General features: G+C 37.2%; 18 protein-coding genes and 5 tRNA genes. 3 read left to right on the top strand and 20 right to left on the bottom strand.

Annotated features, from left to right (window positions below; all coding sequences use genetic code 11):
- Positions 1-64: 64 nt before the first annotated feature.
- The 14 genes from rplL to FBD94_RS12350 all read right to left on the bottom strand — a co-directional run bounded on the left by rplL (position 65) and on the right by FBD94_RS12350 (position 6,441).
- On the bottom strand, positions 65-439 hold the full coding sequence (gene rplL, locus FBD94_RS12415; protein ID WP_131609880.1) for a 50S ribosomal protein L7/L12: 375 nt from the start codon (positions 437-439) through the stop codon (positions 65-67).
- Between the two features lie 63 nt (positions 440-502).
- Positions 503-1,024, bottom strand: a complete 522-nt coding sequence (gene rplJ, locus FBD94_RS12410) for a 50S ribosomal protein L10 (protein ID WP_131609879.1) — start codon at positions 1,022-1,024, stop codon at positions 503-505.
- A 1-nt stretch (position 1,025) separates the two neighbouring features.
- A complete protein-coding gene (gene rplA, locus FBD94_RS12405) occupies positions 1,026-1,724 on the bottom strand; it encodes a 50S ribosomal protein L1 (protein WP_090785203.1) in 699 nt (232 codons plus the stop codon).
- A gap of 23 nt (positions 1,725-1,747) precedes the next feature.
- On the bottom strand, positions 1,748-2,191 hold the full coding sequence (gene rplK, locus FBD94_RS12400; protein WP_073232496.1) for a 50S ribosomal protein L11: 444 nt from the start codon (positions 2,189-2,191) through the stop codon (positions 1,748-1,750).
- An 88-nt stretch (positions 2,192-2,279) separates the two neighbouring features.
- Positions 2,280-2,822 (bottom strand): transcription termination/antitermination protein NusG, encoded by a 543-nt coding sequence (gene nusG, locus FBD94_RS12395; protein WP_090785117.1) that lies wholly within the window; start codon positions 2,820-2,822, stop codon positions 2,280-2,282.
- Between the two features lie 9 nt (positions 2,823-2,831).
- Positions 2,832-3,029 carry a preprotein translocase subunit SecE gene (gene secE, locus FBD94_RS12390; protein ID WP_090785115.1) on the bottom strand — a complete coding sequence of 66 codons (198 nt, stop codon included), beginning with the start codon at positions 3,027-3,029 and terminating at the stop codon, positions 2,832-2,834.
- Positions 3,030-3,042: 13 nt separating this feature from the next.
- Positions 3,043-3,113, bottom strand: a tRNA-Trp gene (locus tag FBD94_RS12385).
- 110 nt (positions 3,114-3,223) lie between these two features.
- Positions 3,224-4,411 (bottom strand): elongation factor Tu, encoded by a 1,188-nt coding sequence (gene tuf, locus FBD94_RS12380; RefSeq protein ID WP_131609878.1) that lies wholly within the window; start codon positions 4,409-4,411, stop codon positions 3,224-3,226.
- 118 nt (positions 4,412-4,529) lie between these two features.
- Positions 4,530-4,601, bottom strand: a tRNA-Thr gene (locus FBD94_RS12375).
- Positions 4,602-4,685: 84 nt separating this feature from the next.
- Positions 4,686-4,758 (bottom strand) — tRNA-Gly (locus FBD94_RS12370).
- Between the two features lie 32 nt (positions 4,759-4,790).
- Positions 4,791-4,876, bottom strand: a tRNA-Tyr gene (locus tag FBD94_RS12365).
- A gap of 38 nt (positions 4,877-4,914) precedes the next feature.
- Positions 4,915-4,987 (bottom strand) — tRNA-Thr (locus FBD94_RS12360).
- A 207-nt stretch (positions 4,988-5,194) separates the two neighbouring features.
- Positions 5,195-5,542 (bottom strand): ribosome hibernation-promoting factor, HPF/YfiA family, encoded by a 348-nt coding sequence (hpf, locus tag FBD94_RS12355; protein ID WP_131609877.1) that lies wholly within the window; start codon positions 5,540-5,542, stop codon positions 5,195-5,197.
- A gap of 14 nt (positions 5,543-5,556) precedes the next feature.
- Positions 5,557-6,441, bottom strand: a complete 885-nt coding sequence (locus FBD94_RS12350; protein WP_136880399.1) for a tyrosine-type recombinase/integrase — start codon at positions 6,439-6,441, stop codon at positions 5,557-5,559.
- Positions 6,442-6,775: 334 nt separating this feature from the next.
- Here FBD94_RS12350 and FBD94_RS12345 point away from each other — a divergent pair, with 334 nt between their 5' ends.
- Positions 6,776-8,572, top strand: coding sequence for an ATP-binding protein (locus FBD94_RS12345; RefSeq protein ID WP_131609875.1), 1,797 nt, complete (start codon positions 6,776-6,778; stop codon positions 8,570-8,572).
- Positions 8,573-8,626: 54 nt separating this feature from the next.
- On the opposite strand, the gene rpsU is transcribed toward FBD94_RS12345, so the two are convergent.
- Positions 8,627-8,821, bottom strand: a complete 195-nt coding sequence (gene rpsU / locus FBD94_RS12340; RefSeq protein WP_008243148.1) for a 30S ribosomal protein S21 — start codon at positions 8,819-8,821, stop codon at positions 8,627-8,629.
- A gap of 151 nt (positions 8,822-8,972) precedes the next feature.
- On the opposite strand from rpsU, the gene FBD94_RS12335 reads away from it, so the two are divergent.
- On the top strand, positions 8,973-9,344 hold the full coding sequence (locus tag FBD94_RS12335; protein ID WP_131609874.1) for a hypothetical protein: 372 nt from the start codon (positions 8,973-8,975) through the stop codon (positions 9,342-9,344).
- A 79-nt stretch (positions 9,345-9,423) separates the two neighbouring features.
- Here FBD94_RS12335 and FBD94_RS12330 read toward each other — a convergent pair whose 3' ends face one another.
- From FBD94_RS12330 to FBD94_RS12320, 3 genes are all read right to left on the bottom strand, one after another.
- Positions 9,424-10,596 carry an acyl-CoA dehydrogenase gene (locus tag FBD94_RS12330; protein WP_131609873.1) on the bottom strand — a complete coding sequence of 391 codons (1,173 nt, stop codon included), beginning with the start codon at positions 10,594-10,596 and terminating at the stop codon, positions 9,424-9,426.
- Positions 10,597-10,813: 217 nt separating this feature from the next.
- The gene (locus tag FBD94_RS12325; protein WP_131609872.1) at positions 10,814-11,341 is read right to left on the bottom strand and encodes an adenine phosphoribosyltransferase; all 528 of its coding nucleotides are present in this window, start codon (positions 11,339-11,341) and stop codon (positions 10,814-10,816) included.
- A 2-nt stretch (positions 11,342-11,343) separates the two neighbouring features.
- Entirely contained in the window at positions 11,344-12,249 is a 906-nt protein-coding gene (locus FBD94_RS12320) for a ComEA family DNA-binding protein (RefSeq protein WP_136880398.1), read from the bottom strand.
- Positions 12,250-12,649: 400 nt separating this feature from the next.
- Between FBD94_RS12320 and FBD94_RS12315 the strand changes: the two genes are divergently transcribed.
- Entirely contained in the window at positions 12,650-14,401 is a 1,752-nt protein-coding gene (locus FBD94_RS12315; protein WP_131609870.1) for a lysophospholipid acyltransferase family protein, read from the top strand.
- 153 nt (positions 14,402-14,554) lie between these two features.
- On the opposite strand, the gene FBD94_RS12310 is transcribed toward FBD94_RS12315, so the two are convergent.
- Together FBD94_RS12310 and FBD94_RS12305 are read right to left on the bottom strand one after the other, a co-directional pair.
- Positions 14,555-15,433, bottom strand: coding sequence for a YARHG domain-containing protein (locus FBD94_RS12310; RefSeq protein WP_136880397.1), 879 nt, complete (start codon positions 15,431-15,433; stop codon positions 14,555-14,557).
- Positions 15,430-15,990, bottom strand: a complete 561-nt coding sequence (locus tag FBD94_RS12305; protein ID WP_136880396.1) for a DUF2306 domain-containing protein — start codon at positions 15,988-15,990, stop codon at positions 15,430-15,432. Before FBD94_RS12305 ends, FBD94_RS12310 begins: the two co-directional genes overlap by 4 nt.
- Positions 15,991-16,188: the final 198 nt, after the last annotated feature.

Raw genomic sequence — 16,188 nt, 5'->3', positions numbered from 1 at the left:
AAACAGGTATAGACTCCGACTATACAGTCGGAGTCTACGTTTAATTTATATTAAAATTAAGTGATTACTTAATTTCAACTACAGCTCCAGCTTCTTCTAATTGAGTTTTCAAAGCATTAGCTTCGTCTTTAGAAACACCAGCTTTTAATTCTTTTGGTGCACCGTCAACTAAGTCTTTAGCTTCTTTCAAACCTAAACCAGTTAAGTCTTTTACCAATTTAACTACTGCTAATTTAGAACCACCAGCTTCTTTTAAGATTACATCAAAAGTTGATTTTTCTTCAGCTGCAGGAGCATCAGCACCAGCAGGACCTGCAACAGCAACTGCAGCAGCAGCTGGTTCGATACCATACTCGTCTTTTAAGATTTGAGCTAATTCGTTAACTTCTTTAACTGTTAAGTTTACCAATTGCTCAGCAAACGATTTTAAATCTGCCATTTTTATAGATTTTAAAGATTTTACGTAAAAATAATTTGTTTAATATGAACTTTTAAGGTGTCCTTAACCTTCTCTCTCTTGAAGAGTTTTAACAATTCCTGCAATTTTGTTACCGCCTGACTGTAATGCCGAAATAACGTTTTTAGCTGGTGATTGTAATAATCCAATGATGTCTCCAATAAGCTCTTCTCTTGATTTCAAGCTTACTAAAGTATCTAATTGGTTATCACCAACAAATACTGTTGAATCGATATATGCAGCTTTAAGCTGAGGTTTATCAGTTCCTTTTCTCAAGGCTTTGATCAGCTTAGCTGGACCATTACCTACTGTTGAGAATAATAATGCTGATTGACCTTTAAGTGCAACAAAGATTTCTGATGCATCGCCTTCTAATCCTTCAATCGCTTTTCTGATTAAAGTATTTTTAGCAACTTGCATTTCAATCCCGCTTTCGAAACATTTACGACGGATACCGTTTATTTTCTCAACAGATAAGCTTGATGTATCGGCAATGTAAAAATTACCGTATTCCTGCATCTTCACTTGAAGAGCCGAAACGACTTCGTGTTTTTCTTCTCTGTTCATATTAAATACCCGTTACTGATTTAGCTTCGATTGCGATTCCAGGACTCATAGTTGAAGAAACATGAATGCTCTTAAAATAAGTTCCTTTTGCAGCTGATGGTTTTAATTTTGAAATTACTTGTAGAACTTCTAAAGCATTTTCATATATTTTATCTGCTGGGAATGATACTTTTCCTATTGAAGCGTGTATAATACCACTTTTGTCAACTTTAAAATCAATCTTACCGCCTTTTACATCAGTTACTGCTTTACCAACTTCGTTAGTTACAGTACCTGACTTAGGGTTTGGCATAAGGTTACGTGGACCTAAAACGCGGCCCAGTTTACCTACTTTTGCCATACAAGCAGGAGTAGTGATAATAATGTCAACATCAGTCCATCCACCTTCAATCTTGGCTACATATTCGTCTAAACCTACAAAATCTGCACCTGCCGCTTTAGCCTCTTCTTCCTTATCAGGAGTACAAAGAACTAATACACGTACAGTTTTACCTGTACCGTGTGGTAAAGTAGCAATACCACGTACCATTTGATTGGCCTTACGTGGATCTACGCCTAAAGATACGTCGATATCAACCGATGCATCAAATTTAGTTGTAGTAATCTCTTTTACCAAAGCAGCCGCATCCTTTAAAGAATACGTTTTACCAGATTCTAGTTTAGCATGTGCCTTTTTTTGATTTTTTGTTAATTTAGCCACTGTTGTAAACTGTTTTTTGTTAATTAATTTGTCCAAGGTGCATCACCGCTAACGGTGATTCCCATACTGCGTGCTGTACCTGCAACCATACTCATTGCAGATTCGATAGTAAATGCATTTAAATCAGTCATTTTATCTTCAGCAATTGACTTAACCTGATCCCAAGTCACCGAACCAACTTTCTTACGGTTGGGCTCAGCAGAACCACTCGTTAATTTAGTAGCATCCTTTAACTGGATAGCAACAGGAGGGGTTTTGATGATAAATTCGAAAGACTTGTCAGCATAAACAGTAATTACGACTGGTAATACTTTACCGGGCTTATCTTGGGTACGAGCATTGAATTGCTTGCAAAATTCCATAATGTTCACCCCTTTAGCACCCAATGCAGGTCCTACTGGTGGTGATGGATTTGCGGCTCCACCCTTGATTTGTAACTTAACAAGCGCACTGACTTCTTTTGCCATTTTCTGTTTTGTTAATTTGTAATACTCAATGTTATTATGTTGGAAGCATGTAACAATTAAGATCTTATATTGTTTTAATCACTTAAAACTATTCTTTTTCTACTTGCATATAGTTAAGCTCCAATGGAGTTTTTCTTCCGAAAATCTTAACCATAACTTTTAATTTCTTTTTCTCTTCGTTAACCTCTTCAATAACGCCAGTGAAACCATTAAATGGTCCATCCATAACTTTAACGTTCTCGCCTACATAATAAGCAACGTTCATGGTTTCGCCTTGCTGGCTCATCTCATCAACTTTACCTAAAATACGGTTAACTTCTGCTTGACGCATAGGAACTGGATTTCCACCCTTATCCCCTAAAAAACCAATCACACTATTAATATTCTTAATAATGTGTTCTAATTCTCCATCTAAAGTAGCTTCGATCAAAACGTAGCCAGGATAATAATTGCGCTCTTTTGCAATCTTTTTACCATCCTTCATCTGATAGTATTTCTCCATTGGTATCAATACCTGAGGTACCAAATGAGAAAATCCTAAACGACTAATTTCTGAATCGATATACTGTTTTACTTTTTTTTCTTTACCGCTAACAGCTCTAACCACATACCATTTCAACTGATCTTCCATTGAGCTATATTAATTAGAAAGTGATTTATAAAAAGTATCTAAAACAAAAGTAGATCCCTTATCCATTGCAAATACTACACATGCAATGATTAATGAAGCTACTAAAACCAATACTGCCGAATTTTGCAATTCACCCCATGTAGGCCAGGTAACCTTATGGGTCATTTCCTCGTATGATTCTTTTATAAATTGAACTACTTTAGCCATAATTATCTTTTTGCACGGGAACAAGGATTCGAACCCTGATCAAAGGTTTTGGAGACCTCTATTCTACCGTTGAACTATTCCCGTGTATATTTGATTCTTATCTTAAGAATCGGCATCTTTTAGAACAAAGTACTTAGGTGATAAAGCCTAAGTACTTTGCTTTATTGTTCACTACTTCCCGAAGGAGGTATTGATTATTTTAAAATTTCAGTTACCTGACCAGCACCTACTGTTCTACCACCCTCACGGATTGCGAAACGTAGACCTTTTTCCATTGCGATTGCGTTGATCAATTTAACTGTAATTGTAACGTTATCACCTGGCATAACCATTTCAGTTCCTTCAGCTAGTGAGATCTCACCAGTTACGTCTGTGGTACGGAAATAGAATTGTGGACGGTATTTGTTAAAGAATGGAGTGTGACGTCCACCTTCTGCTTTTGACAATACATAGATCTCAGCTTTGAAATCAGTGTGAGGATTTACCGAACCTGGTTTACAGATAACCATACCACGACGGATATCAGTTTTCTCAATACCACGTAACAATAAACCTACGTTATCACCAGCTTCACCATAATCAAGGATCTTACGGAACATCTCAACACCTGTTACAGTTGATTTAAGATTTTCTGCACCCATACCCAAGATCTCAACTGGATCACCAGAGTTGATTACACCACGCTCAATACGACCAGTTGCAACAGTACCACGACCAGTGATCGAGAATACATCTTCAACAGGCATTAAGAATGGAAGCTCAGTTAAACGTGGAGGAATTGGAATGTAGTTATCAACAGCATCCATTAATTCCATGATTTTACCTACCCATTTCGGATCTCCGTTCAAGCCACCAAGAGCTGAACCTTGAATTACAGGGATATCATCACCAGGGAATTCATAGAATGATAACAATTCACGAATTTCCATCTCTACTAATTCTAATAACTCAGGATCATCAACCATATCCACTTTATTCATGAATACAACCAATGAAGGAACACCTACCTGACGAGCCAATAGAATGTGCTCACGAGTTTGTGGCATTGGACCATCTGTTGCAGCTACAACAATGATAGCTCCATCCATTTGTGCAGCACCAGTAACCATGTTTTTCACATAATCCGCGTGACCTGGACAGTCAACGTGAGCATAGTGACGGTTAGCTGTTGAATATTCAACGTGTGCTGTATTAATAGTGATACCTCTTTCTTTTTCCTCTGGAGCAGAGTCAATAGAATCAAATGAACGCGCCTCAGATAAACCAGCATCAGATAACACTTTAGTGATAGCTGCTGTTAAGGTTGTTTTACCGTGGTCAACGTGACCGATTGTGCCGATGTTTAAGTGCGGCTTGCTGCGGTCAAACTTTTCTTTTGCCATGTTTTTATACTTATTAGTAGGTTAACTTTTTATTTATTATTTGTTTTGATACTATTTCAACACGAAAAACCTTGTTCAGCTGCTCTACAACAGTTTCACAAAGCATCTCTTTTTTTTGAGCCAAAGATGGGACTTGAACCCACGACCTCTTCCTTACCAAGGAAGTGCTCTACCGCTGAGCTACTTCGGCTTTTAATCTTAACCTGCATTCCATTTAACCGAAACAAGGGTTAAACTTTCAGGACTGCAGACCGCCCAGCTTTTTCCATTTTTGAGCGAAAGACGAGGTTCGAACTCGCGACCTATAGCTTGGAAGGCTATCGCTCTACCAACTGAGCTACTTTCGCTTTTAGATTTTCAATCTTTCGATCTTAAATCATGGTGGGGGGAGAAGGATTCGAACCTTCGAAGTCTTGCGACAACAGAGTTACAGTCTGTCCCATTTGGCCACTCTGGTATCCCCCCGCTTTTAATCATCACATATCACTACGTAATCTTAAAAGAGCCTCCTATCGGGATCGAACCAATGACCTACTGATTACAAGTCAGTTGCTCTACCAGCTGAGCTAAGGAGGCTTATATATCACATTACTTATAAATCAAGCAATGTTTTCTACAATATTAATCTTTCACAGAACATCCCTCTTTCTTACCGGGCCAACGCCCTCTCTGAATGGGAATGCAAATCTACAAGAATTTTAATACGATGCAAAATTATTTTCAAAAAAAAATTGGCAGAAGTAAATCTGCCAATTTCATATCAAAAACCTAAAAAATATGTACCTAGTAATCAGATACTTCATTCGCATTCAAAAGAACCTTGTGTTCACTCAACTTAATTCTCGTCTTATCTTTATGTTTAGTAATTTGCTTTCTTAATGATTCGATTGCCAAATCTGTCGCCTCTTCAAAGGTTTTACATTGCTCTTTTGCAAACATTGTAACCCCTGGTACGATAAGCTTAACCTCACTTATCTTATTGGCCTCGTCATCTACATTCTCTAATTTTAAATATATTTCCCCGCTAATGATTTGATCAAAAAACTGATCTAGCTTATCGACTTTTTTCTGGATAAAATCTAACAACTTCTGGTCTGCATTGAAATGAATCGATTGAACTGTAATTTTCATATTTTCCTCCTTTTTTATGCCTTTGGATGGGCCTGTTTATATATTGTTTTTAATCTCTCTACTGAATTATGCGTGTAAACCTGCGTAGCAGCTAAACTGGCATGTCCTAACAACTCTTTTATTGCATTTAAATCAGCACCCCTATTCAGCAAGCTTGTTGCATAGGAATGGCGCAACACGTGTGGACTTTTTTTATCCTGGGTGGACACATAAGTCAAATAACGCTGAACTATCCTTCTCACAAACGCAGGATAAGCTTCATCTCCTTTGTTAGTAACGATTAAGCCCCCCGTTTTGTTATCAAAATTTTGTAATGTTTTAAGCTTTACATAATCTTTCAATTGTTCGGCAAGTATTTTACTAATAGGAATGACCCGCTCCTTACTCCTTTTCCCCATTACCCGAATCGTTGAATCATAAAAATTAATATCCCCCTCCTTCAGCGATAGCAACTCAGCCAAACGCATTCCAGTACCAAAAAACGTCTCTATGATCAACTTGTCCCTTACCGAAGGAAAACTATCATCGAAAAACTCATCCGAATCCAGTAACAGATCTAACTTCGCATCATCTATAAATACAGGTAATTTTTTCGGCACCTTAGGCGCCTTAACCAGCGTCATGGGACTTGCGGATATTATATTCTGACGCAACAAAAACTTATAAAAACTGCGCAACGTAGATAATTTTCTGCCGACAGAATTTTCACCAACCTTATTATCCATCATGTACACCATAAAATCTCTTACATGCACATGCTTAACCTCGACTAAAGGTAAGTCGAATGTTTTCCTTATAAAATCTTCAAACTGAATCAGATCTGTTTGGTAAGACTGAATGGTATGCGAAGAATATCTCTTCTCGTGCTGCAGATAGGTTAAAAATTGCTCAACAGTCATAGAAAATCTTTACGTGCTCGGTTGAGTCAAGTTACAAAACATAGTTCAACTTTTTGTGTTTATTTTAACATAAAATTTAAACTAACCCACAAAATAAGGTAGTAACATAAGCTAACCTACTAATCTTCAAATTATTCACCTATCTTAACTATAATTAAAAAGAACACCATATACCAGCGTAATTAATTTTTATATTTTTAATAAAATATTGCCTAATTTAATTTCACATTTAAAATCTCAAAAAAAGAATTTGCACTAAGCGCTCACCGTCGTATTTAAAGCATTTATAACCACAAACTGAATGAAGAATTGCACAAAATAATGCGAATCAAATATGAATAAAGACATTAATGCCTCCAATAACCAGACTTTCTTTTTTGAAGTTAAGGAAAGATCAGATCGGTTAATGAATTACTTCCTGATTTGTTTCTTTTTAGTCGGACTTTTAATCGCCTCATACTATGACACCTGGTTAATTGCATTTGGAGTTGGTGGAATTTCTTTACTCGCCTACTATTCGGCAAAAATAGCATTACCCGACTCAACCTTATATCAGTATGTTTTAAGCACCGTACTAGGCATTTTCATGGCCCAGTTTATCTACCAGATGCACGGGATGTTTGAAATGCATTTTTTCGCTTTTATTGGTAGCGCCTTACTCATCACCTATCAGAAATGGAAATTGCAGATCCCCATATTAATTATTGTGGTCCTTCACCATACCATCTTCAGCCACCTTCAGAACATCGGCTTCAATAAAGTTTATTTCAGCAATCAGGACCACATTGATCTCCAAACTCTTCTAATCCACCTCCTCCTCGCCGCCGTAATATTCTTTATCTGTGGATTATGGGCATATCAGCTGGAAAAATATAGTGCAATGCGCAAGCAGAATGAAGAAGCCCTTGACAAATCAAATCAACAATTAAGAAAATTTAATTTAGAACTAGAAAAAGCCCGTCAGGATGCTGATCAGGCTAGCCAGGCAAAGAGCATATTCCTAGCTACAATGAGCCATGAAATTCGCACTCCAATGAATGGGGTGATTGGGATGTCTACCCTATTGGGCGAAACACCTTTGACAGAAGAGCAGCGAATGTTCAACGAAACAATAAACACCTGCGGAGAAACGCTGATCAATGTGATTAACGATATTCTGGATTTTTCAAAGATCGAATCAGGAAACCTCGAACTCGAAAGAGAAGACTTTGATTTGCGTCGTTTAATTGAGGATGTGCTTTATATTTTCGCCAGCAAAGCAGCACAAACCCATTTAAACCTGATTTATGATATCCAGGAAAACGTACCCCTACAGATTGTTGGGGACCATTTAAGATTGAAACAGATTTTAACCAACCTGGTAGGTAACGCAATGAAATTTACAGAACAAGGGGAAGTTTGCGTATTCGTTCACTTAGAAAATACCAAACCAGACGGACAAGTAACATTAAGATTTGATATACGGGATACGGGGATTGGTATACCAGAAGACAAATTAAATCGATTATTTAAAGCATTTTCCCAGATAGATTCATCTACCACAAGAAAATATGGAGGTACAGGACTGGGCCTCGCCATCTCAGAAAAACTAGTCGACTTAATGGGGGGACAAATCTGGGTAGAAAGCAAACCTGACCTAGGCTCTACATTTTCGTTTACGATAACCACTTATATAGGAAATCTGAACAGACAGGCTCCCTTTCAGGATGAAAAGCTGATTCCGAGTAAATTGTCAACAAACTTTAGCAAGAAATTCCCATTCACCATACTCATAGCAGAAGATAACCAAATGAACCAACATGTGATTCTGAATATCCTGCGTAAGATGGGCTATTCACCAGATCTGGCTAAAAATGGACAAGAGGCGATTGAAGCCGTCAAGCAGAAAGAGTATGAGATAATTTTAATGGACATCCAAATGCCTGTCATGGACGGACTGGAAGCCACCCAGATCATTCGCAAAACACTTAAAAAGCAGCCTATCATTATTGCACTAACTGCTAATGTAATGACAGACGACGAAGAAACATGTATAAATGCCGGGATGAACGACTATATCCGTAAGCCCTTTAAACTAGAAGAATTGATGAATAGACTAGAGAAATGGCATTTAATCGGCATTGAAAAATAAAAAAGCGCCACCGAATAATCGATCGCGCTTTAATATCATATTAAAATTTTAGAACTAGATTGTTCCTTCAAGTTGCATATTTTGCTTGTAAATAGCGTGTTTCACTAGTGTACGACGAGCTACAGATTTTTTCTCATAAGCTTGGCGGCTACGCAATTCTCTCAAAACTCCAGTTTTTTCAAACTTCTTTTTGAAACGTTTTAACGCCTTATCTAATGATTCGCCGTCTTTAATATTAATAATGATCATAACGTAAAATACCTCCTCTCGTTGTTTTTAGGACTGCAAAGATAGAGCTTTCATTTGATAATCAAAACAATATATTATATTTAATTATTAATGAGCCTAAACTCAAACCAGAATGTTATTTAATTACCTTTAATCATCAATAATCATATCTATGAAATCTAAAAAAACACTTTACATTATCCTTGCGATCGTAATCCTCGGCCTTAGTGGCTTCGTTTATTACAATTACTATTTTGTATTTGGAGAAGGTGTTAAAGCCGGACAACTTAATTATGTAGTTAAAAAGGGATACCTATTTAAAACATATGAAGGTAAACTAATCCAAACGGGATTCCGCACCGGACAGCCTGGAGCCATCCAATCGAATGAGTTTGAGTTTTCGGTGACCAATGATTCTATTGCTGAGAAAATGATGCTAAATAGTGGAAAAACGTTCGAACTGCATTATAAAGAATATGTAAATCGTTTGCCATGGAGAGGTTATAGCCCATTTGTGGTCGATAAAATCATCTCCATAAAATAAATAAATCCGGCTATCTTTCGATGGGCCGGATTTACCAGTTTTATATTTGGTTAGAATATCTCGTCTTAAATGGGGAGCACTAATCCTTCAACACTTCACGTGCGATGACTATTTTTTGAATTTCAGAGGTCCCCTCTCCTATTGTACATAGTTTACTATCACGATAGAACTTCTCAACCGGAAAATCTTTAGTGTAGCCATAGCCACCAAAAATCTGTACAGCCTCAGTAGCGCATCTTACACAAACCTCCGATGCAAAGTACTTGGCCATAGCCGACTCCTTAGTCATAGGTAAACCACGGTTCTTTAAATCAGCCGCCTGTCGGATCAACAAATCAGCAGCTTCAATCTCCGTAGCCATATCCGCAAGTTTAAAACTTATCCCCTGAAAGCTAGCTATTGGCTGTCCAAACTGATGACGCTCTTTAGAATAGGCAACAGCCGCCTCATAAGCACCCTTAGCAATACCGAGCGCCAGCGCTGCAATAGAGATCCTTCCACCGTCCAACACCTTCATGGCCTGTTTAAACCCGTCTCCAACATTACCTAAAAGGTTCTCCTTCGGAACGCGACAATTGTCAAAAATCATCTCTGTAGTTTCCGAGGCTCTCATGCCTAGTTTATTTTCTTTTTTACCAGCCGAAAAACCTGGTGTACCACGTTCAACTACGATCGCAGAAATACCTTTAGCTTCTCCCTTTTCGCCAGTGCGTACCATTACCACTGCAATATCACCACTTTTACCGTGTGTGATCCAATTTTTGGCTCCGTTAATTACATATTCATCCCCATCCAACGTAGCCGTGGTCATCATCCGCAAAGCATCCGATCCAGTATTAGCTTCCGTTAAACCCCAGGCACCTATCCATTCAGCAGAAGCCAACTTAGGTAACCATTTCTGTTTTTGCGCTTCATTTCCAAAAGCAAGAATATGCCCGGTACATAACGAATTATGTGCTGCAAGAGATAAACCGATAGAACCACAAACTTTTGCGACTTCAACAATTACATCTACATATTCCTGATAACCAAAACCTGATCCCCCATAAGTTTCTGGAACAAGTACGCCCATCAAACCCAGTTCGCCCAATTGCTTAAAAACTTCGACAGGGAAATGTTGTGCCTCGTCCCATTCCATCAATTTTGGCCTGATATTTTTTTCGGCAAAATCTTTCACCATGCTTCTGACCATCTCCTGATTTTCTGAGATACTAAAGTTGTATCCCACAGAATTATCCATCGTTTCTAACATATTTTATTGTTTGAATTTGGGCAATGATAAACAAATAAAACAACAGCATCACCAGTTAAAAATTCGCCAAAACATAGAACGAAATGGTATTTAGTTCATTAACCTTACCCTATCATTTTAGACAAATGAATAAGGCCAGAAATTTTACTGTTATTTTTTTTCAAAAATATTGCACTCAATAGCCAAAAGCTACAAAAAACAACAAATCAGCCAAATTCTAATAAGAGGCAAGTGAAAATATCTGCGTGTTATAAGGCGCCAATCTGACTCTTCCATTCAAGAAATCCAAAGCAATAATGAAAGAATAACCCGCAACCTCAGCGCCCAGCTGCATCACTAATTTAGAAGCTGCAACAACGGTTCCTCCGGTAGCTAGCAAGTCATCATGTATCAAAACTTTTTGCCCAGCAATTAATGCGTCCTCATGTAGCTCTATCGTTGCCGTTCCATATTCCAAGTCATACGACTGCTTTACCGTTTTATAAGGCAGCTTACCCGCCTTCCTAATCGGCACAAAAGGAACATTTAAAAGTTGCGCCAATGTCGGACCAAATAAAAAACCCCGGCTTTCAATACCTGCGACTACATCTATTCCCACATCTTTGAGTTGCTCCGCTAATGCTTTGGTAATCTCCATACACAACTGAGGATCTTTTAATATGGGGGTAATGTCTTTAAAAACGATCCCAGCTTTAGGAAAATCATTTACATCGCGTACAGTTGATTTTATTTTTGATTCTATCATGATTAAAATTCAAGATAAGCAGCCAAACGGTTAATTGTTTCCTGATTTAAAATAGCCACTTTATTTAAGTCTGCAATATTACTATAATTTCCATGCTGTTTTCTATATTGTATCAGTGCATTTACCTGTTTATACCTAATGTATGGGTGATTTTTAAAATCAACAAACTCGGCAGTATTCACATTTATCCTTTTTAATTTAGTCACATCAACTACAACCTGGTCTTTAATCTCTTCGTACTTTACGGAATCCAGGCCAAAAACTTCCATCAGTTGTTCTTTTTTATAAAAGCCACCAATGCGTTCTCTATAGTTAATGATGCGATTGGCAAAGGTCATCCCAATCCCCCTTATTTGATCGAGCGCTGTAGTATCGGCCCCATTAACTTCAACAACGACAGGCGCCAACTTTATATGCACTTGCTTGGGATATGTTTTCGAATTAAGCGCCGGGCTGTTTTCTAAATCATTCGCAATCCTAATATAGGGCTCCCATTGTTGATACATCTTTAAGCTTATCGTGTACATTTTACGTAAGTCTTCTTTCTTTCTAAATTGACCACCTTTTGCCCGGTATTTTAAAATAGCCCCAGCTTGTTTGGCTGATAGCCCTAGCCTTATCCATTCCTCCACGCCTATCATATTCGGATCAAAAGCAAATAGGCTGACTTTCCTTTTAACTGTAGGTTGTTCAAAATTATATTCCTTTTTATCGCTCAGCTTTTTCTTTTCCAGCAAGGCTAATGTCAAAACTGCTTGTTGCTCAGCTTCGGTTACCTGTTCCTCCTCTTTCACTAAACCATATAAATAAGGAAAGCTCATCATTAGCCCAATAAGGACAAAAAGCGTCATTAATCCATTAAACTCTCTCTTGGTAAATCCAAAATAAACAGCCAACCATTTCTTCATCAGCTAATTTAACCAACTTACTTAAGACTAACCAACCTACAATCGATACTGCAATCACATTTATTAAATTGTTATCATTTTATTAACTTGCATTCAATCCGGCAGGCTTCCACAAAATTCATCAACCAAACAGCAGAAAAGAAGCTGTAGTTAATAACCAAGGATATACCAGAACGTTGCTCCTCCCTTTATAAGGCCTGGGCGCCAGCAAGGCCCCAGCAATGTCCCGGCAATTATAAGCCATCCCCACAGCGTTTCCTAGCCTTAAATCCGTGTATAAAATACCGTTTTGAACATAATTATAGCAATAGTTAATTGCTTATATTTCTAGCTTGTAACTCGCTTTAAAAATATAAATCTTATTTTTGAACTTGCTTTACAATCCATTAATCCAATTTAAATGAAGATTATAACTACGAAAGAGTTTGCAAAGGCCACGAAGATAGATAAGTTAGGTGTACCGGGTTTAGCAGCTTTACTCATGGAGATGATGAAACTGAATGACATCAACAAGGTTTTTTCTCAAAATGAACACTTTAACGGACTTGAGTTTGTTGACAAAATATTAGAAACAATAGGTGTAAGCATCGATTTTGATGAAGATGATCTTAAAAGCATACCTAAAACAGGCGGTTTTATTGCCATAGCCAATCATCCTTACGGTGGTATTGAAGGACTCGCCCTCGTAAAATTGTTATGCACAGTAAGGCCAGAGGCCAAGGTAATGGTTAATTTTATCCTTAAAAAGATCCCTAACCTGAGCGAGTTCTTTGTAGCAGTAAACCCCTTCGAAAATGTTCAACATACCTCCAGCATCAGTGGCTTAAAAGCTACATTCGACTTATTGAAAAGTGGGACTCCTATTGGGATCTTTCCTGCGGGTGAGGTTTCTACCTTTAGCTTAGATAAACAAGAGATTACAGACCGTATATGGCACCCTGTAGTGGGAAAATTAATAGCAAGAGCTAAAGTACCTGTTGTACCAATTTACTTCCATGGCAACAATGGAGTATTGTTTAATATCCTAAGTTTTATTCATCCTACTCTTAGAACGGCCAAATTGCCATCTGAATTTTTAAATAAACAAGGACTTAAAATAAAGGTTCGGATAGGTAAACCGATCAATATCGAAGACATCTCTTATCGGAACAACACCAATAAACTACTCGACTTTTTGCGCGCCCGCACCTATGCGCTAGGCACCGGATTGGAAGAAGAGAAAAAAATGTTTAATCCGATCAACCTCTTCAAGATTAAGAAAAAACCAGAGCCGGTTATCGAAGAGACAGACCGCAACTTAATGGTTCAAGAAATTGAAGAGTTGGAAGGCTTTAGGGTATGGCAGGAAAAAAATTACGAAGTGTACATTGCGCCAACCATAGCTATTCCAAATGTATTGAGAGAAATTGGCCGTTTAAGGGAAATCACCTTTAGAGAGGTTGGCGAAGGAACCAACAAAAAGATCGACCTTGATAATTACGACATTTACTACAGTCACTTATTTATATGGGATAAAGAACTACAAAATATTGTAGGCGCCTACCGTATTGGTAAAGGTGATGAAATATTAAATACGATGGGCCGCAGAGGTTTTTACCTGTCGGAGCTGTTCAAAATTAAAGAGCCATTTTACCCATTGCTCAGAAAAGGAATAGAACTTGGTCGTTCATGGATTAGAAAAGAATATCAGCAAAAACCATTGCCCCTGTTTTTACTATGGAAAGGTATCTTGAAATACCTGTTAGATAATCCACAGTACAGGTATATGTTTGGACCTGTAAGTATCAGCAATAACTTTTCTAAGTTTTCTAAATCGCTGATTGTTGATTACATCACCAAAAACCATTTCGATTATGAATTGGCACATTACGTAAAACCTAAAAACAAGTTTAAGGCGGACTTGTCGGCCATTGATAAAGACCTGCTCATAGAAAGTAGTGAATCCCTAAAAGATTTGGATAGTTTGATTTCTGACATTGAAAACTCACACATCAAGATTCCTGTGTTGCTAAGACAATACATGAACCTGAATGCAAAAATCATATGTTTCAATATAGACCCTAAGTTTTCTGATTGTCTGGATGGCTTTTTAGTGGTTGATATGCAGAATATCCCACCAGAAATGTTAGAGAAAGTTGGAAAGAACTTTTAAACCAAAAAGCCACGACATCCATCGTGGCTTTTTGTTATCAACTAAACCTAAACTTTATAAATACTAACCAAATATTTATGTCACAAAAGTAAGGTCGTGATGTTAAGAGCTTGTTAATTAGCAATTATGATAAATATTTTTTTCAAAGTTTCATTAGCGTCCAAAAGTATCATAGTTATCCTCGGCATATTTTTCAAAACGAAGTAAAAGCTTTATGTTCTGTCTTTCTAAATTCGTTAATTCCTTATCAACATTGCCCGAAATTGGGACATACCAATCTATCGGATTAAAAAAGTCCTTATAAGTTTGCTTTTTAAAAGTAAAACCGTGACGGGCAAAAATTGTATTTCTTAAAATCTGAAGATCAAGTTTTCTTAAATTCTTCAAGTCATTTTCCTTAAGTGCGGTATTTGATGCATTTATTTTAAAAATCTTATCAGAAGCACTTCTATAAAACGAATTAATTGAAGTGGTATCAATAGTGCCATCTTCTAATGTATCAAGTTGCGATTTAACTTTTTCTGAAGACCAGTCTACGTAGCCATAATCTGCTGACAGCATTAGGTTTGGATTATAAACAAATGCTTTTCTTAATAATTTGAATGATTTTTCCGGCCATTTCAGTTCCGTTTTGTATGCATTCCAAACGCCTATTAAGGTATCGCCTTTAAGTTTAAATTCAAATCGTCCATCATATTTATCTGTTCCGGGTTCATCAAGAATAAAACTTATTTGATTCCCATTTGCAGAAATCTTCCCTGATAAGGGTCTAACATTTCCAGAAACAATACTTTGGCCAATCACTCCGTCCTTTGTTATGCTTTTAATAATAATATTGATCTTGTCATTAGCAGAACTCATATCCCCTTCATACTCATCACTGCCAGCGACAATAAAATCGCCAACCCAGGATCCATATAAATCCTTATGAGTCTCTTTTTGTGCCGTTTCGACATCTTCTGTTCCTGATTTCTTTTCTCTGCACGAGAATAAAAAGAGAACTACACAACTTAACCCTATTATTTTTTTCATATTTTTCTTTTAATAAGCCATTCGGCGATTAACAAATTAGGAATCCAACCCAACCAGGCAATAATTTGATATACATCCATGGGTGCCGGATGGAATAAATATACTAGAATCACTTTCCAAAGTCTTAAGGTAATTGCGGAACAAGCCAGGGCAAAACTGCGCCACATATATTTTTTATGATCAATGACATCACCTTTCAGAATTAAAATGATCGCTTTTAAAGTAAAATAAAACCATAGTACACCAAGTAAAACAAAAGAAACTTTAGCGATCAGTCCCCCATTGGCAAAACATCCTATAAATATTCCGGATGGGGCAGCCAGTAAAATTACCACCCCCGAATAAAAATAGCCCGAAACCTTATGAACCCTTTTATACTTGGCCAGTATTGTTGAGTTAAACTGAGTAATACCTGCAAGAAGCACAAAGATCGCACTATATACATGCACATAAAATATCGGTAGATAAGATTTTATGCTGCTAACTTCTGTTTGCTTAATCTGGAGAAACGCCACATCGCTACCGAAAGGAATATACCTCAAAGTAATTTGTAGCATAAGTATAAAAAAATACACAAAGAACAGAAGTAGGAAAATTCCCTTATAGTTTAAATCTCTCATTCGGTTATTCGTCAACCTGGATGGTTTTATCCTTAAAGCGACAATTACAACAGCAAATGTAACACAACAAATTACTTACTAAACATTTATTTTTTACAAAGAAAATAATACTGTTAAGCAATTGTTAAACGCTAG

It is taken from the genome of Pedobacter hiemivivus, assembly GCF_005144565.1.
GTDB classification, from domain to species: domain Bacteria; phylum Bacteroidota; class Bacteroidia; order Sphingobacteriales; family Sphingobacteriaceae; genus Pedobacter; species Pedobacter hiemivivus.
This window is presented reverse-complemented; position numbering and strand designations above follow the sequence as displayed.

What these genes read in the sequence shown, in the direction of transcription:
- FBD94_RS12335 (WP_131609874.1), top strand. Translation starts at nt 8,973, where the DNA reads ATGAAATCTAAAAAAACACTTTACATTATCCTTGCGATCGTAATCCTC.
- FBD94_RS12330 (WP_131609873.1), bottom strand. Translation starts at nt 10,596, where the DNA reads ATGTTAGAAACGATGGATAATTCTGTGGGATACAACTTTAGTATCTCA.
- rplL (WP_131609880.1), bottom strand. Translation starts at nt 439, where the DNA reads ATGGCAGATTTAAAATCGTTTGCTGAGCAATTGGTAAACTTAACAGTT.
- FBD94_RS12310 (WP_136880397.1), bottom strand. Translation starts at nt 15,433, where the DNA reads ATGAAAAAAATAATAGGGTTAAGTTGTGTAGTTCTCTTTTTATTCTCG.
- FBD94_RS12305 (WP_136880396.1), bottom strand. Translation starts at nt 15,990, where the DNA reads ATGCTACAAATTACTTTGAGGTATATTCCTTTCGGTAGCGATGTGGCG.
- nusG (WP_090785117.1), bottom strand. Translation starts at nt 2,822, where the DNA reads ATGGAAGATCAGTTGAAATGGTATGTGGTTAGAGCTGTTAGCGGTAAA.
- rplK (WP_073232496.1), bottom strand. Translation starts at nt 2,191, where the DNA reads ATGGCAAAAGAAGTCAGTGCGCTTGTTAAGTTACAAATCAAGGGTGGA.
- hpf (WP_131609877.1), bottom strand. Translation starts at nt 5,542, where the DNA reads ATGAAAATTACAGTTCAATCGATTCATTTCAATGCAGACCAGAAGTTG.
- tuf (WP_131609878.1), bottom strand. Translation starts at nt 4,411, where the DNA reads ATGGCAAAAGAAAAGTTTGACCGCAGCAAGCCGCACTTAAACATCGGC.
- FBD94_RS12350 (WP_136880399.1), bottom strand. Translation starts at nt 6,441, where the DNA reads ATGACTGTTGAGCAATTTTTAACCTATCTGCAGCACGAGAAGAGATAT.
- rplJ (WP_131609879.1), bottom strand. Translation starts at nt 1,024, where the DNA reads ATGAACAGAGAAGAAAAACACGAAGTCGTTTCGGCTCTTCAAGTGAAG.
- FBD94_RS12320 (WP_136880398.1), bottom strand. Translation starts at nt 12,249, where the DNA reads ATGAAGAAATGGTTGGCTGTTTATTTTGGATTTACCAAGAGAGAGTTT.
- secE (WP_090785115.1), bottom strand. Translation starts at nt 3,029, where the DNA reads ATGGCTAAAGTAGTTCAATTTATAAAAGAATCATACGAGGAAATGACC.
- FBD94_RS12315 (WP_131609870.1), top strand. Translation starts at nt 12,650, where the DNA reads ATGAAGATTATAACTACGAAAGAGTTTGCAAAGGCCACGAAGATAGAT.
- FBD94_RS12345 (WP_131609875.1), top strand. Translation starts at nt 6,776, where the DNA reads ATGAATAAAGACATTAATGCCTCCAATAACCAGACTTTCTTTTTTGAA.
- rpsU (WP_008243148.1), bottom strand. Translation starts at nt 8,821, where the DNA reads ATGATCATTATTAATATTAAAGACGGCGAATCATTAGATAAGGCGTTA.
- FBD94_RS12325 (WP_131609872.1), bottom strand. Translation starts at nt 11,341, where the DNA reads ATGATAGAATCAAAAATAAAATCAACTGTACGCGATGTAAATGATTTT.